Raw genomic sequence first — 24001 nt, 5'->3', positions numbered from 1 at the left:
TCAATCGAAGCGTCGCTCATGGGCGGCGGCGATCGGACGGTTTATAAGGGACGTTAAGTAAGCGAGCAATTCATCAGCTTGTCCATCGAAAGTTCGAATACGATCTTTGTACGGATTGGAATAATTCTTGAGGAAATTTCCACTTTCAATGATCTTTTCCATGGATCTTCTCAAATAGACACTGTCATTCGAAATCGGAATTATATCTCCATTTTCTCCGGAAACAACGTCTTCGACAGCTCCTCCGGCATCGGTAGCAATAACCCAAACATCGCGAATAAGCGCTTCCCTCACGGTGAGACCAAAGCTTTCTTTCCATTGTGAGGGAAACAGAAGGACATCGATTCCGGAAAAGAACTCATCAATGGTGTCCTGTGAATATGCCGACACTATGCGCACGGGATTGCCAGCGTTAAATCCATTGGCGTCGACACTGCTGTATCCGTGATTGAGAGTGTTATCGACCATTATCAATTCGATGCCGCATTCAGGGAGCTCGCAAAAAGCTTTTCGGACCAGCTCGTATCCTTTGATGGGAGTCGATCCACCGACATAACCAAACCGAATACGTTTGGACGGACTACGCTTGTATGTTGAAGACGGAACTTTTATGCCATTTATGTTCACAAATATTCGTTCGTCATCTAGCCCGTTATCCATGTAAAGCTGTTTGAAAAAGTGGCTTGGAGAGATAAGTCCATCCGCTTGAAACAACGCTTCTCGAACGATTGCAGTGCGCTGTTTATTAAAGTCCTTGTCCGGTACACAACGCGCGCACACCTCCGGATCGATCCACGTCTGGAAACAATATTTGCCCTCGCCAGTGACCATGAACTGGCGTTCGCACAGCCACCACGCATCGTGGAGGGTTATTGCATAGGGAATTCCAGCTGCCTTGCAAACTGAACCCAACGTAACACCCAAGGTCTGAATCGAATGCAACTGGACTACGTCCGGTTTTATTGCGCTAAGAACTTCTTGGAATACCTGGCCCATGGCATCGTCTTCGACATCCATAAGACGGGTCCGGATGATCGGCACCTTTACGGCGAAAACGGTGGCTCCTTGGGCATCGTAGCGAACGACTCCATAGTCAGGCGCACCATCATTTGACCAGGAAGTGAAAACGTAGACTTCAACATTTTCTTTCTCTGCCAGCCTCTGCGCCATCTCCTCGGCGACTATCGTTGCTCCACCAAATGACTGCGGAGCGAAGTAGACGTTCGCAAATAGGATGCGTGTGACCATTGATGTTGGGTTGTTGAACCTTCCGATCAGCGGGGCCAGTTGCTGCTGCCCAATACGTTCCAGACTATAGTTCCGTCTCACGCTTTCAAAGGCTTTGTCGGCCATTTCAGCGCGAAGCGCCTGATCATCCACTAGCGCGAGCAACTTGTATTCCCATTCGTCGGAACTTGTGGCGATAAAACCTGTTTCACCATCGATGATGGCCGATCTAAACGCATCTACAGGCGAACACACTGAAGGGAGACCCAGAATCGATGCTTCCAGAAACTTGATGTTGCTCTTTGCATCGTTGAAAACAGTCTGTTCGAGGGGGGCGATGGAAATATCGGCATCGGCGACCTTCTCTAAATAGCCATCGAAAGTAGTAAATGGGAGCCGTTCGATGCGATCTGAAAAGTCGTTGAACCGACTTTCAATGTTCAATTCGCCGATGATCCGAAGCTTAACATTGGGACGCTTGGATAGGACATTGAAGACTGCCCCACTCGCCGACAAAAAGTCGATGTCGTGCGTCTTCGTGCCCGAGCCGTAAACGATGGTCACATCTTTTGGTGACTTGGCATATTTCTTACTTGAGTCCCGGATTCTGCGTGCTGTTTCCAATGTTTCGTGATCGAGTGCGTTTTCTATAACGTGTGCAGGTCGCCCCGTAGTCTCTATCATCACTTTTGCAAGCATAGGTGTGGAGCCTATGGCCTCATCGCACAGCAGAAGTGCCTCGCGATATAGTTTCATGCCTGAAATGACACCGGCTCGTATTTCTGGGTCGAGACGGTCGAGGTTCTTATTGGAAAGGTAGCCGTCCGGATCGAATACGAGGTCGTCTACCTCCCAGAACGTATGCACGCCGAGGCGCTTGGCCTCTTGAATTGTAAGGATGACTTCAGGCGTTGCCGGAACCCTGTAGAATATAACCACCGGATAGTTCTGAAGAAGCGTCCGAACCTCGCCCAGATGCGTCCAGTCAACTATCTTGGTCTTGACGCCTACCTTGCCAAACAACTCTGCTTTTTGATCAACCCGATATTTCTTACACTGGGGAATCGACATTTCTGCAACGATCAAAACGCGCGGCACCATGAAATCTGCGGCTAATCGGCTTTGAGTTCGGGGATAAAACGACGATAAAGAGTCTCGGTTTTCGTCATTAACCATCGACAGCAAGGAAGTGCGGCGGTTTCCAATGAGGGCTTGCAACTTGCCACTTCGTGCGAAAGTGAGAATGCGTGATGTTGTTTTTTTTACGCCAAATATACGAACGGATTCGACGAGCTTTCTGGTGGCGAAAGGCAGCGCCTCAATGAGAATTTGCTGTATATAAACAAATGCGCTCAGGGCGCGCTTGAAGCTCATGCCTTTACCACTCGGTCTACTGTTCAGAGGACTAGCCTCGAACTGTTCATCGCGCTTGACTAACGACCAAAATATGCGCTCGCTACAGTTTCGGCGTCGCCCTCCATTTTGATACTTCCATGCTCAAGCCAGACAATACGGGTACAATTCTTGACCAACAACTCTTTCGAGTGACTGGCGATAATGAGGATCTTGGTCTTGTTGACGAGATCGTGCAGGCGTTCGTTTGCTTTGTGTTGAAATCCTTCATCGCCCGCAGCCAACCATTCGTCCATGATCAGAATTTCGGGCTGTATGACTGTGGAAATTGAAAATGCCAACCGAAGTTGCATACCTGTCGAATATGTTCTTACGGGCATGTCGAGGAAGTTACCCAACTCCGAGAATTCCTCGATTTCATCCTGTTTCCCGGCCATCTCCCGTTTCGTAAATCCCAGAAGCGCGCCACGAATTCCGATATTTTCCCTACCGGTCGCTTCGGCATCGATTCCCAGAGAAATATTGATCAGAGAGGTGCATTTTCCATTGATCGATATGCGACCGCCTGACGGATAATAAACACCGCTCATGACCCTGAGAAGAGTAGTTTTTCCAGAGCCATTGTGGCCTATCAATCCCAGCCTATCGCCATCGTTGAGAGTTAGACTGATAGAGTCCAGACCTCGAATGACGACATGGCCCTCAGCGTTTGATCCAATGGTACCTCCGGTTGCCAAGCTCATCACCTGGTTCTTGAGAGATCTGCTTTTTGCATTGTAGATGGGAAAATCTACAGTGACGTCCTCGAGAGTCATTGAAGTCATGTTCACCTTCGCGAAATTCATTTGGGCTGTTTTTTTATAACCAGTAGGTAACGCGTGAGCGAAAGCGGTTGAGGAAGAGCAGGGCGATTGTCCATCCAACACCAGCCATAACGAGAACTACCCCCCAATTGAGAAGCGTACCGGTCCCACCAAGCAAGGGATCTCTGATCACGCTGATGAGATGATAGAAAGGATTGAAATCGAGTATCAAAATCGATTTGTCTGTCGGTAGTTGATGGGGCATCCACATGATCGGCGTGACGTACATGCCAACTTGCATAATGTTCTGTATGATTTGTGTCAAATCGCGATATCGAGTGCAAATCACAGACAGAATTACCATCATCCACAGTAAATTTAGCGAAATGAGAAAGAACGCTGGAATAACAAGCAGCGCATTAAAGTTTATGAACTTACCAAAGATTAGAAGAACAACGGGGAAAATAACGATATTATGAAATAGTATTATAGAGTTTCTCCACCACGTTCTGAGAACGTACGTAAAAAACGGCAATGGAAGTTGAAGCATCGTCTCGGTATTGGATATGAAGCTTAAGCAACCCTCATTGATCAACTGGGAATAGTAGCCCCACATAATCAATCCTACGCAAATAAACGGCAAGAACTCGGACATCGGTGACCGGAAAATTGTTCCAAAAATGAGGCCCAATGCACCGATGAGAACACCCATATTGATAGTGAGCCAGAATGCGCCGACGCTCGATCTTCTGTAGCGCTGAGCCACATCCTGCCAGCCTAGAAGCGCCGCAAGGCGGAAATTACACACAGCGCCGGTGACGTCTTCCCACGCGGTTATTTTTTGGGAGTTCGCTATAGTCATGGACGCGTATCTCTCTATTGGCATATCGTAAACAAGTTGGCGCTGAACGGTGGCCTATATACTCGCAGCGGGCGAGAGACAAGAGTGCCAACAAATGAACGCGTCATCCAAGCGCCCGGACATCAGCGAAAGAATTCTTCCAGACACGAGACGGCGCCCTGATTTCGCTGAAGGTCAAACATTTCCTACCTTCAATAAAGCGGGTGCACCAGGATCCACGCTTTGTCGAAACCAAGTTCGGCAAGGAAATCTTTTCGTTTTTGCTTCCCGTCGGAGATGAGCTCGAAAAGGAATTCATGGAGGAATGGCACGATCTCCTTGTCAGTCAGTTGAAGTACGGGCAGGAGGAGCCCTTGTTTCCAAAGGCTGCCCATGTCACCGGCAAAAAGGCAAGAGCATTGGTGTGTATGAACTCGTGCCCTTGCACCTTGGCAATGCGCAGACGGTCATTCGCATGTTCGAAGCAGACCTTTGAACGTGCCGGATCGCCGCCTTTCACCCTCCACCGGTTTCGCGACATGTTGGTTGCGGAAGGATCAAGCGTCGCCTTTCGATTCCCCAGTTTAAAGCCTGGAGCCAGAACCTCGGGCACGCAACGCCGAAGACCACACTCGCGAGTTATGGTAACATCCCTACAGTGGAGCAGGGCCAGCTGATCCTCGACAGCGCTAACGAAAATTCCGAGGAAGCTATTTCAGCGGAGCAGGTCATCGCGATGTTGCGAGCCATGGGTAAAAAACCTCAATGAGGCGCATTTAACCTGCCAGAGCTGCGCGTGAGCAATCATGTGTGGGTCTTCTGATATTTCGCAGCGCTAGCGGAGAACGGGACCCCATCACCGATCAGGTCAAGGACAGCAAGAAGGTTACTGACCAGGTGAAGCAATGGCGGGCGATGGGGCTAGGCGGACTAGGCGTTGTCGGCATTGCCAGCACCGCGCTCGGTATTAGCCTTGCCAGCTCGATTGAGTGGATATCCAGGCTGTTTCACAAGTGATGTTGATTTTCCGTAATTCGAACGTGGGCGTCAGTCAGATGATAGCCGTAGATTGTGATGTCATCGAGATATTCATCAATGTTCATTCCAGGCATCGTCTCACCTCGGATCATTTCCATTTTCTTGAATGCGTTCCAAGGACCATATTGCTGTGGAAGGTTGGCGCCACTGTTGTTTTGGGTAAAACCGAAGACGCGTCCTGTCGCTCGAAAAATATGAACTTGCATTGATCACTCCATTTCAGAGTTTTCTAGTTCTAAATTCGATTTAATGTAAACGTGAGGTCTGGACGGGCTGGAGCGGATCGAGCGCGATCGTCGCGCCGCACCATAAATCAACCGCCCAGGGCTGCCGGGAAAGGGGTGTTCCTCAACATGCTCGAATGAAAGTATTGTCTCGATATAGCAATCCGAACGCTTAGATTGACGCCTTCAACTGCAAGCTAGGGGTGTCGACCAACGTCTGAGGCCTCCAGTAATTGTAAAGGTTATCGTGTTGTGGTGGCGTGGTGTATGGAAAGCTAGCGTTAATTAGCTAGGTCTCTTGAGGATATAAACCTCAGTCATTGGCCCCATAATAGCCAACGACGGAGACTGCCAACGTCGAACCTCAACATTGAATCCTGTGCGCTCAAAAATAAGGTTAGGCAGATCATATCCGTACCGCCATGTTACGAGGGACCCGGTGGGATCCTGAGGATTGCCGTGATATTCCGGTTCGCCAACCACGCGCAATTTTCCGCCTTCTATAAACGCCACTTGTTCGGACTTCATGCGACCATCATAAGTCGGTGTTGTGAAAAGACAGACACCCCCCGGCTTAAGGGTGCGATAGATCTCGCGAAGCGCTTGGAACGGGTCAAAGAGGTGTTCCATCACGTCGAGATGTATCACAACGTCGAATTCTTGGTCCTCGAAGGTTTGGTGCTCAAGGTCTTCGTTCTGTAGTTCGCCTATTGTTGTGCCGAACTTATGCGTTGGAAAGTACCCTGTAGCGGTCATGCCGTATGCGTTCAGGAATAACCAGTACGACATGCCGCGATCTGCCGGCGCTACGTCGTGGACGCGTAGATTGTTGAATTGCTGCCGGTCATACAAAGAGAACAAGACTGACGCTACCGCGCGCTCGCGCGTAACGCACCCTTTCATTGGACATGACGGTGAATACAGACCGTCACGGCAGGATTCGTACGTATCTGGCGCGAGGAATTCACTTCTCTGATCGCAAATTGGGCAAAGCGCCTCTGTCTTGAACATCACACCCCCGGCAACTGATACGCGGTAGCAAATTACATATAGTCAAGACTGAGGCAACCCCAATCCCCGACCAAAGCCTGATCCACCAGAACGCTACCGATAGTAGCATCTGGATGGAGATGGTAACTGTTTGGTATGGGGAAAAGCGGTATTTTCGTCATGCCTAGTCAAGGAGATGTTCCGAACTCGTTCGCCGTTTATGCAACGCATCTTCTTCGGAAACAGATGGGAGCGTATCAGCTAAGCAGGCCTCTCGCCTATCTGGATAGGCTTCCTGACCCGACCTCACACCGACCGGGGACGTAGGACGGCCGGTTTGCCTAGAACCAATACCGCGTCGAAAGCTGATCAAACTTCGAAATAGCTGTGCTCGGGGTTATGACGACAGTCTCCCAATAAGCGTCATACTCCTTGCGATCGATTACCGGCTTAGAGTGTTGAGCAACGATGTCTTGGTATTGTTCGTCCAGAACTCTGTTGGTAGGGTCCAAATTTGTTATGACAACGAGACCGGTGGGCTGGCAATCTGTCACAGTGATTGACAGATCGGGTCGGTATTTCTTCAAAACCGGCACGATTTTCCAAACATCTCCGGCCCACCAACCGGGGAAAGACGAGCTCTCTCTATCAGCTTCAGCCCACGATCTGACGGTCATGTAAAAACCTGGGGGCAAGCAATCGTGCAAAAGGACAACAGAATTCTTGCGACAATGCTTTTCGGTATTCGCAAAATCACGAAGCAGATACTCGAACAAGTGCATGCCGTCCAGAAATGCAAGGTCGATCTCCCTCCCGAAAATCTTCGACGGACTGTGAGACCTGAAGAATGTGTCGCTGGGTTCTTGAAAGAAGAAACAGCTAGGTTTTGTACCCAGAACATCGGTGCTGATTTGAAATTGCGGGTCAACGGCGATACTGCTGCAGCTTGAGAGCTTTAGAGTTCCGCCATTCAGAGTTCCTACCTCTAAGTAAGTGTTTGGCTGTAGGTTCCGGTGTAGGTTTTCTATAAAATCGGTGTAGAGCGTGCCTTGGACGCGGTCGATATGATTTGCATCGTCGCTCATGAAATTTCCCCTCTGATGACGCTAAGCTTCTCTAACCGTAAGCCTCGGCAGTTGGCAACCCCTATCCAATGCGGCGGCGGTCGCGTGACAGCGCCCGCGCATAAACAACTCGATCCACTGCATCCGACACGCGAGTAGACCGGGCCTCTGCTGACATTTGGGGCTCTGCACCCCCAACATACTGCCAATCCATAAAAGGTGAAATGACCATGAACAGCTCGGCGTTATCGCGCAGGTTTGGGGGACTTCCCCTACAAGATGTCTGCAGGGATTTTCGACGTAATCAATGCCCAGATTGCTGAATTGGCAAAAAAAGGCAGAAAAGGCCGCTATTGACGCAGCGGTTACAGAAAACCGGAGCGTCACGGCCAAAGAGGAAATCCAATGAATGACATATTTCACGCCACCGATGACACGACTATAAAAATGACAAAGGGATCATCGATTGGTTTTCAAGACGAAGATGCAATAGATTTGTTGGTCCGTGCCGTGCGAGCAATGGATGCCGTTTCTCATGTAGTGTGCGAGCACTATGAGGATCTGATGGATACATCTGCATTTGAGTATCTTAGCACTCAAAGCGCAATTGAAGCCTTCTTGAAGCGGGTTAGGCTGCAGGCTTCTTCCCAATCTGAATTGCCTGCCTCCGCCCAATAGAACCACGCTCGAAGGCAACAATGCTGTCATAGATCGTCATGGAAAGCGTTGTCCTGGTGAACTCGGTAATTGGATTGTCGGACGAATAATCGCCGTGCAACTGGTCGATTAGGTCTTTGCAAATTTCAATAAACGTCCCTTCGCGCTTCAACCCGCCTTGCCAATCCGGCCAGTAGGCAGTGTGCAAGTCCTCCACCATGTAAATGCCGTCGCGGGCCGTCTTTTGATAAAGGAAATTGAAGGTGTCTCGCTGATGTTCTGCCACGTGGCTTCCATCGTCTAGAACGATATCGGGCGTTCCAAAATCGTCAAGGATCGATTGCAGAAACACGGGATCGGCTTGATTGCCAATCCGCATATGAACTTGATCCTCGCCATAGCCAGCGCATTCCTCTCGAATATCCACGCTGATTATTGTAGCCAGAGGTCCGAAGAACTTCTTCCACATCTGCGCGGAGCCGCCGTGTCCTGCTCCTATCTCAACAAAGGTTACTGGCCGATGGCGATACCTGCTGAAGTGCCTTTCATAGGCAGGAAAGTAGTGTTTCCACTTGTGGATTTCTCGGCCTTGGTGATCTAGGAAAAACTGCCAAAGTGACATTTAGTGCCTCTAAGTTGTGATTTCGCCCGCGCGTTACATATAGCCGAGACTGAAGCAACCCAAAACCCCATCCCAGTTGCGTTGTAGGTGTGCTAACGCTGAACTAGTATGACAGGAATCCAATTGTTACTTTGTTAAGTATGCCAGAGCCCTTTTTATCTTTTGAATGCGTCCCATCGGAACGCAGTTGTTAAGAAACCTGCTGAATTGGTCAACGTCGATCCGGTAGGAAAAAAGCCAGGGACTATGCGGTAGTTCAAGTATGGGTGACGGGAAGTAGTGGCAGCACCATTGAACATTTGCCAGATGGCATAGATTGCGAATCCAAACTCCGGAATAGTTGTCCGGACAAATCTCGATAGCCACCGTCCCTGGTTTCATGAAAATTGCGTTGGCCATCTGAGCACCGGCAGCGCCAACTACAACCTTGGCTCTGTGGAACACACTGATTTGGTGCTTGATGGAGTGCTCTTGCGGGTGGAAGACCTCGAAGCCTTCGGCAACCAGCCTTTTCTCTAGCTCCAGTTCGTTCACCATTCGGCGTTTGTCTTCGATCTTGCTGCGAGAAACATAAATCTTATCAGAGCCTCTCTGGCTAGCTGTATTGGAAAGGATGATATCTCGGACGTGCAGTAGCGTGTCATTCGGAGCGTGAAGATAATGGTTCATGCAACTGGACCATGCAGCCTTCCTACATGCAACGACAGGCTCTGGAATCTCGGTAACTTCCTTGCCAAGCAATGACAATAGTTCCCGATGCCATGGTTGCAGCGAAGGCGAGACGAGAGGATATCCAATATTTGCTCGCTGAAGTGCGACGATACCAGACAAGCAATCTATCAAATAATGCCCGTAATTAGTGTTACCTCCCCACGCCATAAATATCCCAGCCTCGTCAATCGTCTTTGTTGAGCTGTTGGGGCGTGGAATTAAGGAATAGTCTGGCGTTAAGAACTTCGCTTCTGCGGCTGTAGTCGCATAGACCTCGTCGCGGGAATTGATTACAGCACCGTATTCTGGCGTGTAATAAACGTCATTTGCTTCAAAAACGTCGGTTTGTCCAAGAAGTAACCCGTCCGATCCGCTCAAATGTGGAAACGGTAGTTCACCTCGTATCTTGCCAGAAAGCCAGCCAGTTACAGTCCCACTGTCTACTAATCTTGAAATATCGACATGGTGAATTGCAAGGTCGTTAGTATCTGCAATTTCCATAAACACATTTCCCCATTCGTTTGCTCGCCCGAGCAGCGCATCGCATATCGCCAATCACTCATCAACTGAAATCGCAATCAATGCAACTCCGCCGCATACGCCGCTGGCTTGCCCGCGCGGCGCTAAATATCGCTGTGCGCGCCAGCTGTTCAGGCTCGTGCGCAACAAGGCAGAAGGTTTTTGCGTTGGGGGTAGCTATCGAGATGGCCGGAATTGAGAAAACTATAGACCAATTGGCGAAAAATCCGTCCCTCGATAAAACTGCGCCATAGAGCGGATTTGCTCGACACAACCAGATGGCAGAGACGATCCGCGACCGGGGTTAACTGCATTCTTTCTAGGTGAGGCATCAATAACCGAGGAAACGGCGCGATCAATCTCCACCTGCTCAACATCAAGCCCAATGTGCTGGCATATACGGGTTAACTGCTGTTCTGGCTCCGCTACCCATTTTTCGTATCGGATCATCAGTGTGTTTGGGGCTTCGTACCAGGACATATAGAAATTGAAATACCACGGAATAATCATGGTCGATACGAAGCGTGCGGATTCTTCGAAAGACCAATTCTGGATACCCTCTGGAACAAACGCCATCGGGTGAAGAAGGCTTTCCTTGCGGTGGTGATCAATAAAGCTGGGTACGACATCAAAAATATTTCGGACAAGGACAAGCGGCAAAAGACGGTGTTTCTCGATCTGTGTTCTTGTCGCGTTTGAGTAGCGGACATGGAGTTGAAGAACATAGTTCTGATCCTCAATCCGGCTTAGGGTAGCATCGTCCAATTCCTGCTCGCGTCTACCCCAATCTGGCACCCCTACACCGACATTAAAATGCGGCAACGCGGCAATTGCATTGCAAAGAAAAGTGCTGCCGGACTTCGGCATACACGCCAGCAAGACATGTTTGTGCATTGAAAAACCGCCACAGCGTTAAACACTCGCCGCAAATTACACATCCCCCGATCCAAAGCAATCCCTATGCACCTCCGCCGCATACGCCGCTGGCTTGCCCGCGCGACGCTGAACCTCTGCAGGGGTTTCCTGTTGTTCAGCTTCCTGCGCCCTAATCGGACCTCCACAGACAATAAAACGAAAATGCCCTCTTTGGATCAAAATCCAAAGCGGCTCTGGCTAAGTGCCATCCGCTTTTGCAAGAAATTGCCAATGAGGCGATCATCGAGATTGACTTCATGGTGCTCGATGCCACGCGCCGCCGGGTTGCGCAGGAACGTGCATTCGCCGGCGGGCAGAGCAAAGCATGCTTCGGCCAGCCCCCACACAACTATGTACCGGCGATCGCATTCGAATCCGCATCGGATTGCACAATCCGCGTCATAGTGCAAATCGGTAAACTCATCCATATGTCTGCACCATCCCATCCAAAACCGCCGACATGTTGCGTGTCCTCTGCATTCAGTATAGGGGGCTACCATCTAAATTTGCGATGGACCGATACGGTGGACACAACAACGACCAAACCAATTCGCTACCCCTATCTCAATGCCTTGCGTGGCCTCGCCGCTCTGTGGGTGGTTGTTGTTCACGTTGCCATGATGCCCCAACCTCGCATGGAACTGCCAGACTGGTTTGACATCTATGTGACCAAGGGTGTTATGGGCGTTGAATTGTTTTTCGTGGTCAGCGCTTTTTCGTTGTGTCTCAGCATGCCTCGTCATGCAGGAGAGGAACGACCTCAGCTTGGCTTTGCACTACGCCGGTTTTTCCGAATAGCTCCGCTCTTCTATCTGATGATCATTGTAACCGGGTTCTTCAATCCAGCTGACTTCGCCTACAATTGGAAATCGATAGCTGCTAATATGTTATTCATTTTCAACTTCATCCCTGGACATGGGTATCAAACATCGGTGGTTTTGGCAGGGTGGACCATAGGCGTTGAGATGGTGTTCTATCTCATCTTTCCGTTCATTTACGCGAGAACGAGAAACATCTGGCTTTCGATCGTTGCGCTATGCTTATCGCTGGTCGTTGCCAAGGTATTCTCAATGACGATTGCTCACTTCGTCGCAGATCCCGGCACCTATAGTTTGTTGTCTATTTTCTACCGCGCACCGATTTTCATGTTCGGTTTAATAGCGTTCTATGCGACACCACTTTTGAAGGATCGTCCGGACAAAAAATACATTGGCGCTGCGCTGCTCGCATCAGTGCCGGTCCTTTTCTATGCTGTGACTTCAGGTCCTCTGCCCTTCATAGATCAGTATTACTGGGAAGGACTCATGTTCGCGTGCCTTGTAGTCGGCCTGGGCCTTTGTCCGATCAGGCCGTTGGTCAACCCGCTCATCGCGTGGATTGGAGAAATAAGCTACTCGGTCTATCTGGTCCATAGTCCGATTATAGTTCTGCTGTTTCCCCTTTATAAGGAAATTCAGGCATCTGGCATGAGCCGCTTGGCCGGATATTTCATTGCATTGGGGATCACCTTGCTGTGCGTAATTTCGGTGGCTGCTTTGACATACAAGTGGATCGAAAATCCAATCAATGAGTGGGGAAAGCGGGTGGCCGCTAGTCTAGCTGGAAGGAAGCAGATGGCATTGGTGACGGCATAGCATCACGCCAAGGCTACTCATGGTTGAATTCAGATCGATCAAATTCTTTTGGGCTTTTCAGCATTCTTACCGCTCCCCCAAGACTGAATTTAGGAATGTCATAAACAACACTCCTCTCAATGACAAAATAAAAAGCCATCACACTCCATAATCACCAGGGTTGACAGGCTACCCTCGGATGAGGGAGGGATAATACCGTTTCAACATGGGAATAATGAATTGAAATATCTTGTCACGGGCGGAACCGGGTATGTCGGTCTTCACGTCGTTAGAGCTTTGCTCGATAAGGGCAACGAAGTTTTAGTAGCCAGCCGAAATGCCGCGAGCGTTCCTATTGGTTCCCAGTTCTTGAAATTAGATGTTCTGGATTCAAACGACGATATTTACGAAACCACAGGGCGCCCCGACGTACTCGTTCACCTTGCTTGGGAAGATGGATTTAATCACTCGAGCATAAAGCATCTCGATAATATCCATAAGCATGTTGCCTTCCTTAAGAATATGCTCTCTGGCGGCCTGAAACATGTGGTCGGGGTCGGTACGATGCATGAGGTGGGGTATCATGTTGGCCCGGTGTTCGAAACGACGCCAACGTTTCCACAACATGCATATGGCATTGCAAAGGATCACTTAAGGCTCGTGCAGTCGCTATTGTGCCGTGAGCATCATGCAATAGACCATTGGATACGGTGCTTTTATATTTTTGGAGATGATCACCTCAATAATTCTATTTTCGCGAAATTGTTACGAGCTGAAGCCGAGGGGAAGAAGGAGTTTCCGATGAACACGGGTGAGCTCCTGTACGATTTCATTCACGTGAATGACCTCGGCGCGATGATCGCAGAGGTCGCACAACAGCGAGAAGTGTCCGGCATTATCAACTGCTGCTCTGGTGAACCGATTTCGTTGAAGTCCATGGTTTTGCGTTTTATTGCGGAGAACCAACTTAAGATAGTTCCTGCCTGGGGAAAATTCCCCCTCCGTCCGTACGATTCACGTGCAATATGGGGGGATGTGCAAAAACTTAAGTTAGCGCTGGGACGTTCGGAAATGATTCTGCGGTGATTGTGCGATGACAACTAGGCTGGCAATCGCATTTTTCTATGATGAAGCAGGTAGGGTCGACGACTACTACATTCACTTTCTAACGGCACTGAAGCCATTTGTGGATCGAACCATTTTTGTCTCCAACGGGCCGCTATCCAAAGATTCTCAGCTGAAAGTTGAGTCGGTTGTTGACGACCAGATTATTCGAAAGAACGTCGGTTATGATGTCTGGGCTTACAAGGCAGCTCTCGATGAACTCGGCTGGGATAAGCTCAATGAATACGATGAAATACTTTTTTTCAATCACACGTTCTATGGGCCCATCTACCCACTAACTGAATTATTTGACGAGATGGGTAGTCGAGAATGCGACTTCTGGGGAATTTCCGCGCATGCACACATGCCCTACAATTTCTTCGATTCCAGCCAGGAAGAGCTTCATTTCCACCTTAACTCACATTTCATCGCTGTCCGCCGGAGCATGCATCAGTCTCAGGCGTTTCGGGCGTACTGGTCAGAAATCGACGAGATAGTATCCTATCAAGATTCGATTGTTCGACATGAGACGCGATTCACCAAGCACTTTCAAAATCTCGGCTACGTTTGCTCGGCCTACGTTGATCCAGCGAACTACAGTTCTGCGTATCCAGTCATGGAGGAAGTGGACAAAACCCTCGAGAATCGAAGCCCGATTCTAAAGAAGAGACTGTTCTTCAACGATACGTCATTTTTGGAAGCCCATGCTATCGATCTTCCTCGCGCGCTTTCGATCGTTGAAAAGACTTCCGATTACGATCTAAGGCTGATTTGGAATAGCATTGGCAGAATTTCCCAACCTCGGATTTTGAATAACAATGCGGCATTGATCTCAATATTCCCGAACGTGCCCGCTGGGGCAACCAATACCGCGGTCGAATTGAAAGTCGCTGTATGCGCGCATGTTTACTATGTCGATATGGTCGAAGAGCTACTAGTTTATGCCAAGAACATTTCGATTCCATACGACATTGTAATTACGACGGACACGATTGAGAAGAAAACCCAAATAGAAACCATTGCAGGACGAGTCGGAGGCTACAAAGGTATTTTTGTTTTGGTTTGCGAATCAAACGATGGCAGAGATACGTCTGCTTTGTTAATTTCATGTCGCGAGTTTTTTCTAGATGATCGATATGATCTGGTGTGTCGGGTTCACACAAAGAGGTCCCCCCAGGATGGACCGAAAGGGGCGTATTTCAAGCGGCATATGCTGGAAAATCTTTTGGGAAGCAGAGGGTTCGTTGATAATATTCTGGCTCTGTTTGCGGCAAATGAATGTATTGGTTTGGCTTGTCCCGCTTTGATACACGTCGGCTATCCTACCATGGGTCACTCTTGGTTCACGAACAAGGACAAAGTGAGGGAGCTTGTCTCAAAACTGAACTTGAAGGTGCAACTGGATGAGAATACTCCCGTTGCACCTAACGGTGGAATGTATTGGTTTAGACCAAAGGCTCTTCGACCCTTGTTTGTCCATCCTTGGTCGTGGAACGATTTCTCTGACCAGATATATAACGACGGTAGTCTGCCGCACGCGATCGAAAGAACAATAGGCTACGTTGCGATAAGTCAGGGTTATATGGTTCGTCACCTCTTAACTACTGAAAATGCCGCCTACAATTACGTTATGCTAGAAGCGAAATTGCAGGCGATACTCGCTCTTCTGCCGTTGGCCGACTTTAGGACACAGTTAGAATATATTCGTAGCAACTTTCAAATTGAAGACTCTGTAAGAGGCTCCTTGCGCCGTTTAGTTCAATCTATAAAAAACTCACTCTTGCACCGATCGCCCAAACTGTTCCAGACGATGAGACCTGTTTATCGCGTGACGCGGCGCGTTGCACGGTTGGGGAGGCGGCCGTGAGGCAAACGTCTCAACATGCAAGGCATTATGGGTCGATAGAATTTTGACGTGCTCCCGCCAAATTAGTCCATTCTCAACTGGAATCTTCCAATAATGCCCCGGGTGACGGGCTGAGGAGAATTCGATGAAGAAGACGAAATTCACAGAGGCGCAGATCGCCTTCATTCTGAAGCAGGCAGAAGACGGTGTTGCCGTGGCAGAAGTCTGCCGCAAGGCGGGGATTTCCGACGCGACATTCTACAACTGGCGCAAGAAATATGCCGGCCTGATGCCATCGGAGATGCGGCGGCTGCGGCAGCTCGAGGAGGAAAACGCCAAGCTGAAACGGATCGTTGCGGACCTGTCGCTGGACAAGGCCATGCTGCAGGATGTTCTGTCAAAAAAGCTGTGAGGCCTGCGCGCAAGCGTCAGCTTGTCGACGAGCTGCGATCGGTGTGGAAGGTGTCGACGCGTCGCGCCTGTTCAACGCTGAAGATCGATCGGGCGCTGTACGTCTACAAGTCGAGGCGTGGCGAGCAGGCGGACCTCAAGGCACGGATTAAGGAGATTGCCGAGACGCGGATGCGTTATGGCTATCGGCGCATTCATGTGCTGTTGCGGCGGGAGGGGTGGCAGGTGAATCGTACGCCTCCGGTGAGGGCCGCAGGATTTTAGCCTGTGCTCATGGTATGTTTCCGGCATGGAAATCGATGACGAGAAGATCGATGATGCTGTTCTCGCCTTACTATGGCTGACGCTGCATGACGAGCGTCGAGCCTGGAAAGGGTTTGACTGGGGCGTCATGGACCGTTGCATCAGAAGGGCCTGATTGCAGATCCCGCAAACAAGTCGAAGTCTGTCGTTCTAAGCGATGAAGGTCTGCGACGGTCGGAAGAACTGTTCCACGCTCTGTTTACGCGGCCGACGCGATGACCGCTGTTTCCGGTTTCCAATGCCACGGCAACAGCTCTGCGAGTTTTGTAACCGGCGTATCGGCGATGCGTGCGAGGGCGTCGGCAAGCCAGGCCTGCGGATCGATGTCATTGAGCTTGGCCGTCGTGATCAGTGTGGCCATGAAGGCAGCCCGGTCAGCACCGCGATCAGAACCTGCGAATAGCCATGACTTTCTGCCGAGAACAAAGCCGCGCAGCGCTCGTTCGGCCGCATTGTTGGTGAGACAAATCCGACCGTCGCTGAGGAATGTGGTGAAGCCATCCCAACGCTTCAGCATGTAGTCGATGGGCTCGGTGACCGGTGAACTGCGCGACAGTTTTGACCTCTCGATCCGCATCCAGTCCTCAAGCTCGTCGACAAGAGGACGGCTTTCCTGCTGGCGTCGTTGCAGCCGCTCGTTGGCGGAGAGGCCATTGATGTCGCGTTCAATGTCGAACAGTGCATCGATCCGCTTTACGGCTTCGAGCGCAACCGGCGAGATCGGCGTGGCGTTCTTGCCGCGTTTGGCATTCGCCGCAATGTCGGCAAGCACGAAGAACTTGCGGCGCGAATGTGCCCAGCACAGTGCCTGCGTCAGCGGACCGGAATCGCGATCCACTTTGAAGAGCGGGTTGTAGCCGCCATAGGCGTCCGCCTGCAGAATACCGGCGAAGCTTTTCAGATGACGCTCGGGATGTTCCTGCCGCCGATCGCGCGACGCATAGTAAAGGGCTGCCGGCGGGCTGGAGCCGCCGAATGGGCGGTCATCCCTGACATAAGTCCAAATGCGGCCCGTGTCGGTCTTGCCTTTCGCCAGGATTGGCACGGTCGTGTCGTCCCCATGCAAGCGATCGGCACCGAGAACATGAGCCTCGATCAGCGCATGCACCGGCTTCAGCGCTGCGGCACTGGCACCAACCTGGTCGGCAAGCGTCGAGAGGCTGAGGTCGATGCCTTCGCGGGCATAGCGCTCGCTCTGGCGGTTCAGCGGCTGGTGCTGGCCGAACTTCTCAAACAGGATCATGGCGAGCAGGTTTGGCCCGGCAAAGCCGCGTGGTGTCACATGGAACGGTGCCGGCGGCTGCGTGATCTTCTCGCACTCGCGGCAGGTGAACTTTTCCCGCACCGTCTGGATGACCTTCCACTGACGCGGGATCACTTCCAGCGTCTCGGTAATATCCTCGCCTAGTTTCGCCAGCTTGCCGGAGCCGCAGCACGGACAAGTGTGAGGTGCAGCGATGACGACACGTTCGCGCGGCAGATGCTCGGGAAACGGCTTGCGCGAAGGACGCTTGCGCTCGAAGGCTTTGACGGTGGTTGATGATCGGGCCGCCATCTCGGCCGCCAATTCGTCGTGACTGGCGTCAGCTTCCAGCTCCTCGAGCTGTAACTCCATCTGTTCGAGAAGACGCGCCTTGCGCTCGGAGCGGCTGCCGTGGATGTCGCGCTTTAGCTTCTCGATCTCCAGCTTCAGCCGGGCAATCAACGCATCCGAATGCGAGTTCACCGCCTGCGCACGAGCGGCAATTGCTTCGGCTTCACGGCGTGCCGCACGCTCGGCGAGGATCATCGCATGCGCGCTGGCAAGGTCGTCTGGAAGTTGATTGGCCGCATCGGTCATGGCGGGATGGAATCATATTCGCTCCCGTCTTTCCAGCAATTTCCATCATCCAGCCGAGCTTGGACGCCAGGTTTTTTGTGGCATCCGCCAGTCAATGCCTTCCAGCAAATAGCCGAGCTGGGCGGGCGTGATGACCAGTGTGCCATCAGCCGCCGACGGCCAAACAAACCGCCCGCGTTCCAGCTTCTTGGTGAACAGACAAGCGCCTTGCCCATCATGCCAGATCACTTTGATCAATCCGCCCTGACGCCCGCGAAAGCAAAACAAGTGGCCGCTGTGCGGATCGCGCTTCAGCGTCTCCTGCACCATCAGCGACAGACCGGGAAATCCCTTGCGCATATCCGTATAGCCGGTGGCGAGCCAGACCTTCACACCGCTCGGAACCGGGATCATCGCCGCTCCAGAACATCAAGAATCCGACCCAACGCTTCCGTATCGACATCGCTCTCCACACGAATACGTCGGCCGCGACCAAGCTCGATCGTCACCATGCTGCTCTTCTTGCGGACCCGAGAGGGTGGTGGTGTTTCTACCGGACCGGACGGCGACAAGGCCGCGACGACTTCAACCGGAATGAGTTGCGGGACAGACGGCGCTGATATCTGGCAAAGCTCCTTACGCCAACGGAATAACTGACCGCTGTGGATGCCAGCTGAACGCGCGATCTCCGATACGCTTGCCCCAGGTTCCAGGCATGCCGCAACCAGGCGTTCCTTCTCTTCCCGAGACCACCGTCGGCGACGCTCGACCGACGTGATCACCTCAATATGCTGCTTCGTCATAGGACTACTCCCAGTGCTATGACTAGGACTTCCAATGTTCCGCCTCAGCTCGCAAGGCGGCCGTCACCGTGGGGATACGGTGAATCCGAAGCGAATCTATCGGCTTTATCGGGAGATAGGCCTGCAACTGCGCAACAAAACACCGAGGCGGCGGGTGAAGGCCAGGCTGCGGGAGGATCGCAGCGAGGCGGTCCGGCACAACGAGACCTGGGCCATGGACTTCGTGCATGACGAACTCGCCACCGGCCGCAAAATCCGGATGCTGACCATCGTCGACACCTTCTCGCGCTATTCGCCCGCCGTCGATCCAAGGTTCTCCTATCGGGGCGAGGATGTCGTTGAGACGCTGGAACGGGTCTGCCGCGAAGCCGGTTATCCGAAGGCGATCCGCGTCGATCAGGGCTCGGAATTCATCTCCCGCGATCTCGATCTGTGGGCCTATCACAAGGGCGTCATCCTCGACTTCTCCCGCCCCGGCAAGCCGACTGACAATGCCTTCATCGAGTCCTTCAACGGCAAGTTCCGCAGCGAATGCCTGAATGCCCACTGGTTCATGAGCCTTGACGATGCCCGGCGAAAAATAGAAGATTGGCGTAAGGACTATAATGAGGTCCGGCCCCACAGCGCCATCGGCAACAAACCGCCGATATCGCTCATAAACGGCTCATCGGCTCCTCGGCCGGCATGAGCCTTAACCCCGGAAAATTCCAGCTCCGGGTGGCCTAAAGACGGGGAGCACGTCACAATGGGCCAGAGCTTACTTCAAAATGGATTATGTCAACGGGGCAAGGTCAGTCCGAGCTTTCGCCACTGGTTAATTTACAGTCGACGCGCTATCACAACCGCTTGCCAGAATTTACTCGGTTCGTCGATATATTCGACAATCTCAAAAAGCTCGATCCAGCGAGAGCGGGCGTAGATTTCTGGAATTACGGTATCTCCATAAACATCAGCAGCCCTATAGTCGCCGCCCCCTGTCGGAAGGTATACCAACTCTCCTCGTTCCGCTTTTTCACGTGCTTCATCTGGGTCTCCCAGCGCGGCCCGCAGTCCTCGATGCCATTTAAATTCTGCATCAAGCGGAATACTAGCTACGAAGTCGATGAAGCGCGGCGGTTCGACCGTGAAAACAAAAACGCCTCCTGGTTTCAATACTCTCGCTATCTCAGCGATCCAATGTAGGGAGATATTTTCTGGTAAGTGAGTAAAGACGGAATAGCTAAACGCATGCGTAAATGATGCGGATTCGTACGGCAAAAAGCCGTTCGGTTCGATACGGCTCAAAACTCCAGGCACTTTAAGATCCTGGCTGATTTTCAGGACATCAGGATCCGTGTCAACACCCATTAAGTTGTGGGAATAAACGTCGCGCCAGAAATATCTGAGGTACCGTCCCCACGAACATCCGAAGTCAAGAATACGGCTATTGAGGTTTACCGGCATATCGAGTCGTGCAGATTGCTTCTTCATCTCGCTGTAGAAATTGCAAGCTTCGCTCAGTGCATCCTCGTTCGAAGATCCAACAGTGTTTTTTTGCAACTCGTTTGCGGGAAAGCGAGGGAACGGAATCCCATCAATTACCGGCTCACGGATGCTGCGCTTTAAAATGTCTAACCAAGCTTCGTTAGAAAGCTCTCGATGGTGATCGGCAACTTCGGTCAAAACGTGTCTCCAATTGGTATGGCGGAAAATGCCTATATCATTATCCAGCGGCGCGCCAAGGCTGTTTTTGGGCATACTGGTAAATCGAGGCTTTGGAAGAGGCGCGATGGTACTCGACATGCCCATTTTTGGTGGTGATCCCTGTGATTTCCTTTCCACGGAGGGTGCAAAGTAGACCAAACATTCTTTCCAGAGCGTGTGCCAAAGTGCCGTCTCGACGGTACATTTCTTCTTCAAACATTGATGGGATCCACGGATCGTCAGTCAACGGCCTGAGAAGCTCAGTCCGCCCAGCGAACATGTTACCCGCAATGAATGAAAACTCTTCGTGGGCAGGCTCGATGTTCAGATGTTCGCATAGTTTTTCAATCCATCGAAAATTCCCGGCTGACCCCATGAATTCCAACCCGTTGAGGATGTGACCTGCAGGCCCAATTAGATCCACGTCTTGGTTCTCGTCGAGGTAACGTCCTATTGAGCCGTCCCGTAAAGCCGCAAGAAACGGTCGAGTAAGCTCAAGATTCCACTCATCTCCGTCATTCCGGTGCACGGACTTCTTTGTATGGAGCTTAATGAAATAGTCGTAACCACGACTTCTAATTATCTTCAATGCACCCAAGAACGGCCTAACATCGCGGCCCCTGTTAGGAAAGAACAGTAGGTTCGTGTCTTTCCCCCATGTCGCTATAGCGGACAGAACTTCAGGGTCTGGTTCTGAAGACAGGGTAACGAACACGTCGCCCTGAATCGTGTCTGGAATTTGCTTTAAGATATCGATTAGTGGCTGGACATAATGAGCGTGAACTACAATCGCTGTTTTCTGCTTTGAAGGGAGAGGACTTCCAATAGACGCGGTGGGCTCGTGGAAGTCTTCTGGATATGCAAGGCGAGTATCCTTTACATAAGGACGCAGGATGTCTGCGGACGATCGTAGAAAAGCATGTCCGAATTTTTGATCTGGTTCCAAGTGCGCGCCCTCCGCCCACTCGTTCCAGGCATTGATGATCACGAATGAATTCCCATGCACCGGTTTGGCGAATGCATGGCTTGCCGCTTCAGCGATCCATTTTGAATAGGTGTCTGGCGAGGATCCGAGATAGACAGATCCATTTTCTCCCCGCCGTGCTGTGTTATCCCAAGAAGGAAAGACCGCCGGAATCAGTGGAAAATCATATTTGGCGAGTAATTCCCGCGAATTGGCCCCACACAGTTCATAGTCCCAAACTGGACCATTGTAGTCTTCACTAAACGCCTTTACCTGGTGGGTAATGGAATGTGTCGGGATCCCGTGAGGGGGGAATTGCATCGCCGCATCAAATCCAAAGCTGCGGGGATCGCGCTCTTCTCCAAAAGTCATCGCGTTGATAAGGAAAAGATCTTTCCCGATGATCTCCTTCGCGGTTCTCCGCCAACATGCCGCGGTTTCTTCGATGTCTGGCAACAGCCCTACGCGGTACACACTTAGCACCGGCCGGCCATCAATATGGATGTAACGATGATCCTTCAGGAACTCCGATATGTCCTGGATGAATGCTCTATCATTCTCGGGGCCATGGCTCTGCTTTAGCAATATTTCATGTTCATCACCGTCCCAGCGCCTTGTCCAATTTTCGTTTGCCCAGCAAAGAGAAAACTTGAAATCAAAGTCTTTTCGCTTGAGAAACGTATCCAGCGGCCGTTCGAGCACACGGCGTCCCTCGAACCAATAATAATAAAAAATAAATCCTGACAAACCATACGATTTTGCGAGGTTTATCTGTTGCCCAATCGTATCTTCATGTCGCAGATCGTAAAATCCGAGATCGGACGGGAGATGGGGTTGATAGTGCCCGACAAACTGTGGGCGCGCGCGGGTAACGTTGGTCCACTCGGTAAACCCTTTTCCCCACCATTCGTCATTTTCCGGGAACGGGTGGAACTGGGGCAAATAATAGGCCAGTAGATCGACCTGAGAGTTTCCAGTTTGAAAATTGGGCAACTTCTCGGGAAAATAATTACTATCACGGTATCCTCTGCGACTCTCCTTGAGTTGCTTTAGATACTCCTCACCCGCAATGGCTTTACGCAGTTCATTCATGTCGACTACCGCTTCGTTGCAATTGAAAGGTAAACTTTCCGCACTGTTTTTCGCAGCAGGTTGCTACGCATCAAAGTGTTTCGGAATGCCGAACCAGCTCGCCAAGTCGTACTGCCTAAAATTGCATTCAACTTGTCATTCAGCTGAGCTGTCCTTTGCTGCTCGGATTCGATTTCTTTGTTTAACCTCGTGTGTTGACCTCTAAGTGAGTTAAACGCGAGCCGAAGCGTTTGAATTTCCGCATCGCGCTGACGTAATGTCTCTAGCGAGGCGGTCAGCTCCTTTTGGGCTGCCAGTAGTTCACTCTGTTTGACTTGGAGGTCTTTATGGGTAGTCTCTACGCTATCGATCTGCGCTTGCAATTGCTCACCTGTTCTTCTTAGACGGAACTCATCCTCAATACTGCTCCAATCCGATGCATCAAAAAATTCCATCGGTTGAATTTGATTTTCAATAGGTGCGTTCGAACATACCGCAATGTAATACAACGGGTCGGCCTCGCCTTTTGAACCATTGTTCGTCCACTTTGGAACATTTGCCTGGGTTACGCCGCGATCAGCGTCCGGAATTGGCCACTTTCCGCTACTCTCAACATTGACAATGGATGAAGCCGTTCCTGAGAATTGACCGAAATAGCGAACATGCGTGAATTTAGATTCGAGTGCCGCTTTAAACTCGATAAAGTCTAGCTCTTTTTTGTGAAATGGATTGTCGTACTCAAACCTGTTGCTGTAATTTTCCTTGTTTGGCGTAGAGACAATCAGCTTGCCATCTTTCCTTAATACACGTCGCAACTCGTCAATTGCCTCTGAGGGAGCGTCGACGTGCTCAACTGTCTCGTAGCAAACGATGACATCGAATGCATTAGCAGGGAACTCCAGGCTCGTTACATCTCCAACCTGAAAAGTAGCTTTTTTGACAGAGGCATATTTTTCTTGTGCATACTGAATTGCATCCTCGGCGATGTCTACGCCCACGATTGAACGCGATCTGGACGCCATGACTGCAGTTCCATATCCTTCGCCCGATGCTACATCTAGAACCTTCTTGCCGGCAATGAACTGTTCCGCAAACGAATATCTGGCCAGATGTTCCGCGGCGATGCGCCCATTCATCCTGTTGGGCAAATAGCGTTCACCGTCTGTTGGCAACTCCTTGATGCTCGTCCGTTTCTGCGTAATCACTTTTTTGGGTTGGGCCTTGGTCATGAGGGATATCCTGCCGCGAGGTTTGTTTGACGTTCTTATAGTTTCTTTGTCAGTTTGTGCAAACGCATATCGAAGTTGATGATCTGCTCGCGTAATGGTCGGCTTGCGGTAATGTTATAGGATCACTGCACCAGCTTGTTCTCTGCGGATAATAGTGTATGAGAAATTGATACGCGTCGGACAGCAGAGAA

Annotated in this window: 20 protein-coding genes and 2 pseudogenes; 7 read left to right on the top strand and 15 right to left on the bottom strand. The window is 50.9% G+C overall.

Features of this window, described 5'->3' with window-relative positions; genetic code table 11:
* From ACSQ3H_RS15905 to ACSQ3H_RS15895, 3 genes are read right to left on the bottom strand one after another with little or no spacing between them, the layout of a single operon-like run.
* Window positions 1-2601: a glycosyltransferase gene (locus ACSQ3H_RS15905; protein ID WP_436117945.1), complete on the bottom strand. Its 2601-nt coding sequence runs from the start codon at window positions 2599-2601 to the stop codon at window positions 1-3.
* Window positions 2602-2660: 59 nt separating this feature from the next.
* Window positions 2661-3404 (bottom strand): ABC transporter ATP-binding protein, encoded by a 744-nt coding sequence (locus ACSQ3H_RS15900; protein WP_436117944.1) that lies wholly within the window; start codon window positions 3402-3404, stop codon window positions 2661-2663.
* A gap of 34 nt (window positions 3405-3438) precedes the next feature.
* Window positions 3439-4245, bottom strand: a complete 807-nt coding sequence (locus tag ACSQ3H_RS15895) for an ABC transporter permease (RefSeq protein ID WP_436117943.1) — start codon at window positions 4243-4245, stop codon at window positions 3439-3441.
* 789 nt (window positions 4246-5034) lie between these two features.
* Between ACSQ3H_RS15895 and ACSQ3H_RS15890 the strand changes: the two genes are divergently transcribed.
* A complete protein-coding gene (locus ACSQ3H_RS15890; RefSeq protein ID WP_436117942.1) occupies window positions 5035-5241 on the top strand; it encodes a DUF1515 family protein in 207 nt (68 codons plus the stop codon).
* Here ACSQ3H_RS15890 and ACSQ3H_RS15885 read toward each other — a convergent pair.
* The 6 genes from ACSQ3H_RS15885 to ACSQ3H_RS15860 form a co-directional block, all read right to left on the bottom strand.
* Window positions 5232-5468, bottom strand: a complete 237-nt coding sequence (locus ACSQ3H_RS15885) for a hypothetical protein (RefSeq protein ID WP_436117941.1) — start codon at window positions 5466-5468, stop codon at window positions 5232-5234. The genes ACSQ3H_RS15890 and ACSQ3H_RS15885 overlap by 10 nt on opposite strands.
* Window positions 5469-5771: 303 nt before the next feature.
* A complete protein-coding gene (locus ACSQ3H_RS15880; RefSeq protein ID WP_436117940.1) occupies window positions 5772-6497 on the bottom strand; it encodes a class I SAM-dependent methyltransferase in 726 nt (241 codons plus the stop codon).
* A gap of 320 nt (window positions 6498-6817) precedes the next feature.
* A complete protein-coding gene (locus ACSQ3H_RS15875; RefSeq protein WP_436117939.1) occupies window positions 6818-7561 on the bottom strand; it encodes a class I SAM-dependent methyltransferase in 744 nt (247 codons plus the stop codon).
* Between the two features lie 607 nt (window positions 7562-8168).
* Window positions 8169-8819 (bottom strand): class I SAM-dependent methyltransferase, encoded by a 651-nt coding sequence (locus ACSQ3H_RS15870; RefSeq protein ID WP_436117938.1) that lies wholly within the window; start codon window positions 8817-8819, stop codon window positions 8169-8171.
* A gap of 126 nt (window positions 8820-8945) precedes the next feature.
* Window positions 8946-10031 (bottom strand): glycosyltransferase family 61 protein, encoded by a 1086-nt coding sequence (locus ACSQ3H_RS15865; RefSeq protein ID WP_436117937.1) that lies wholly within the window; start codon window positions 10029-10031, stop codon window positions 8946-8948.
* A 222-nt stretch (window positions 10032-10253) separates the two neighbouring features.
* Window positions 10254-10943 (bottom strand): sulfotransferase domain-containing protein, encoded by a 690-nt coding sequence (locus ACSQ3H_RS15860; protein ID WP_436117936.1) that lies wholly within the window; start codon window positions 10941-10943, stop codon window positions 10254-10256.
* A gap of 236 nt (window positions 10944-11179) precedes the next feature.
* Here ACSQ3H_RS15860 and ACSQ3H_RS15855 point away from each other — a divergent pair, with 236 nt between their 5' ends.
* The 5 genes and pseudogenes from ACSQ3H_RS15855 (at window position 11180) to ACSQ3H_RS15835 (ending at window position 16460) form a co-directional block, all read left to right on the top strand.
* A complete protein-coding gene (locus tag ACSQ3H_RS15855) occupies window positions 11180-12598 on the top strand; it encodes an acyltransferase family protein (protein ID WP_436117935.1) in 1419 nt (472 codons plus the stop codon).
* 219 nt (window positions 12599-12817) lie between these two features.
* Window positions 12818-13663: an NAD-dependent epimerase/dehydratase family protein gene (locus tag ACSQ3H_RS15850; protein ID WP_436117934.1), complete on the top strand. Its 846-nt coding sequence runs from the start codon at window positions 12818-12820 to the stop codon at window positions 13661-13663.
* 7 nt (window positions 13664-13670) lie between these two features.
* On the top strand, window positions 13671-15548 hold the full coding sequence (locus tag ACSQ3H_RS15845) for a rhamnan synthesis F family protein (protein WP_436117933.1): 1878 nt from the start codon (window positions 13671-13673) through the stop codon (window positions 15546-15548).
* 124 nt (window positions 15549-15672) lie between these two features.
* Window positions 15673-16169, top strand: a pseudogene (locus tag ACSQ3H_RS15840) (transposase); the annotation flags it as partial.
* A 58-nt stretch (window positions 16170-16227) separates the two neighbouring features.
* Window positions 16228-16460, top strand: a pseudogene (locus ACSQ3H_RS15835) (DUF6429 family protein).
* Here ACSQ3H_RS15835 and tnpC read toward each other — a convergent pair.
* The 3 genes from tnpC to tnpA are packed head-to-tail and all read right to left on the bottom strand — an operon-like array spanning window position 16441 to window position 18863.
* Window positions 16441-18081: an IS66 family transposase gene (gene tnpC / locus ACSQ3H_RS15830; protein WP_436117932.1), complete on the bottom strand. Its 1641-nt coding sequence runs from the start codon at window positions 18079-18081 to the stop codon at window positions 16441-16443. The pseudogene ACSQ3H_RS15835 and the gene tnpC sit on opposite strands and share 20 nt — an antisense overlap.
* Window positions 18082-18126: 45 nt before the next feature.
* On the bottom strand, window positions 18127-18474 hold the full coding sequence (gene tnpB / locus ACSQ3H_RS15825) for an IS66 family insertion sequence element accessory protein TnpB (RefSeq protein ID WP_436117931.1): 348 nt from the start codon (window positions 18472-18474) through the stop codon (window positions 18127-18129).
* On the bottom strand, window positions 18471-18863 hold the full coding sequence (tnpA, locus tag ACSQ3H_RS15820) for an IS66-like element accessory protein TnpA (protein ID WP_436117930.1): 393 nt from the start codon (window positions 18861-18863) through the stop codon (window positions 18471-18473). The genes tnpB and tnpA overlap by 4 nt, the downstream gene beginning before the upstream one ends.
* Before the next feature lie 34 nt (window positions 18864-18897).
* On the opposite strand from tnpA, the gene ACSQ3H_RS15815 reads away from it, so the two are divergent.
* On the top strand, window positions 18898-19551 hold the full coding sequence (locus tag ACSQ3H_RS15815; protein WP_436117929.1) for an IS3 family transposase: 654 nt from the start codon (window positions 18898-18900) through the stop codon (window positions 19549-19551).
* A 131-nt stretch (window positions 19552-19682) separates the two neighbouring features.
* On the opposite strand, the gene ACSQ3H_RS15810 is transcribed toward ACSQ3H_RS15815, so the two are convergent.
* From ACSQ3H_RS15810 to ACSQ3H_RS15800, 3 genes are read right to left on the bottom strand one after another with little or no spacing between them, the layout of a single operon-like run.
* A complete protein-coding gene (locus tag ACSQ3H_RS15810; protein WP_436117928.1) occupies window positions 19683-20525 on the bottom strand; it encodes a class I SAM-dependent methyltransferase in 843 nt (280 codons plus the stop codon).
* 40 nt (window positions 20526-20565) lie between these two features.
* Window positions 20566-22602 (bottom strand): glycoside hydrolase family 99-like domain-containing protein, encoded by a 2037-nt coding sequence (locus ACSQ3H_RS15805; protein ID WP_436117927.1) that lies wholly within the window; start codon window positions 22600-22602, stop codon window positions 20566-20568.
* 5 nt (window positions 22603-22607) lie between these two features.
* A complete protein-coding gene (locus ACSQ3H_RS15800; protein WP_436117926.1) occupies window positions 22608-23810 on the bottom strand; it encodes a methyltransferase domain-containing protein in 1203 nt (400 codons plus the stop codon).
* Window positions 23811-24001: the final 191 nt, after the last annotated feature.

This window comes from Phyllobacterium sp. LjRoot231, assembly GCF_964253365.1.
GTDB lineage: Bacteria > Pseudomonadota > Alphaproteobacteria > Rhizobiales > Rhizobiaceae > Phyllobacterium.
This window is presented reverse-complemented; position numbering and strand designations above follow the sequence as displayed.

What these genes read in the sequence shown, in the direction of transcription:
- ACSQ3H_RS15905 (WP_436117945.1), bottom strand. Translation starts at nt 2,601, where the DNA reads ATGAGCTTCAAGCGCGCCCTGAGCGCATTTGTTTATATACAGCAAATT.
- ACSQ3H_RS15900 (WP_436117944.1), bottom strand. Translation starts at nt 3,404, where the DNA reads ATGACTTCAATGACTCTCGAGGACGTCACTGTAGATTTTCCCATCTAC.
- ACSQ3H_RS15895 (WP_436117943.1), bottom strand. Translation starts at nt 4,245, where the DNA reads ATGACTATAGCGAACTCCCAAAAAATAACCGCGTGGGAAGACGTCACC.
- ACSQ3H_RS15885 (WP_436117941.1), bottom strand. Translation starts at nt 5,468, where the DNA reads ATGCAAGTTCATATTTTTCGAGCGACAGGACGCGTCTTCGGTTTTACC.
- ACSQ3H_RS15880 (WP_436117940.1), bottom strand. Translation starts at nt 6,497, where the DNA reads ATGTTCAAGACAGAGGCGCTTTGCCCAATTTGCGATCAGAGAAGTGAA.
- ACSQ3H_RS15875 (WP_436117939.1), bottom strand. Translation starts at nt 7,561, where the DNA reads ATGAGCGACGATGCAAATCATATCGACCGCGTCCAAGGCACGCTCTAC.
- ACSQ3H_RS15870 (WP_436117938.1), bottom strand. Translation starts at nt 8,819, where the DNA reads ATGTCACTTTGGCAGTTTTTCCTAGATCACCAAGGCCGAGAAATCCAC.
- ACSQ3H_RS15865 (WP_436117937.1), bottom strand. Translation starts at nt 10,031, where the DNA reads ATGGAAATTGCAGATACTAACGACCTTGCAATTCACCATGTCGATATT.
- ACSQ3H_RS15860 (WP_436117936.1), bottom strand. Translation starts at nt 10,943, where the DNA reads ATGCACAAACATGTCTTGCTGGCGTGTATGCCGAAGTCCGGCAGCACT.
- ACSQ3H_RS15845 (WP_436117933.1), top strand. Translation starts at nt 13,671, where the DNA reads ATGACAACTAGGCTGGCAATCGCATTTTTCTATGATGAAGCAGGTAGG.
- tnpC (WP_436117932.1), bottom strand. Translation starts at nt 18,081, where the DNA reads ATGACCGATGCGGCCAATCAACTTCCAGACGACCTTGCCAGCGCGCAT.
- tnpB (WP_436117931.1), bottom strand. Translation starts at nt 18,474, where the DNA reads ATGATCCCGGTTCCGAGCGGTGTGAAGGTCTGGCTCGCCACCGGCTAT.
- tnpA (WP_436117930.1), bottom strand. Translation starts at nt 18,863, where the DNA reads ATGACGAAGCAGCATATTGAGGTGATCACGTCGGTCGAGCGTCGCCGA.
- ACSQ3H_RS15815 (WP_436117929.1), top strand. Translation starts at nt 18,898, where the DNA reads ATGTTCCGCCTCAGCTCGCAAGGCGGCCGTCACCGTGGGGATACGGTG.
- ACSQ3H_RS15805 (WP_436117927.1), bottom strand. Translation starts at nt 22,602, where the DNA reads ATGAATGAACTGCGTAAAGCCATTGCGGGTGAGGAGTATCTAAAGCAA.
- ACSQ3H_RS15800 (WP_436117926.1), bottom strand. Translation starts at nt 23,810, where the DNA reads ATGACCAAGGCCCAACCCAAAAAAGTGATTACGCAGAAACGGACGAGC.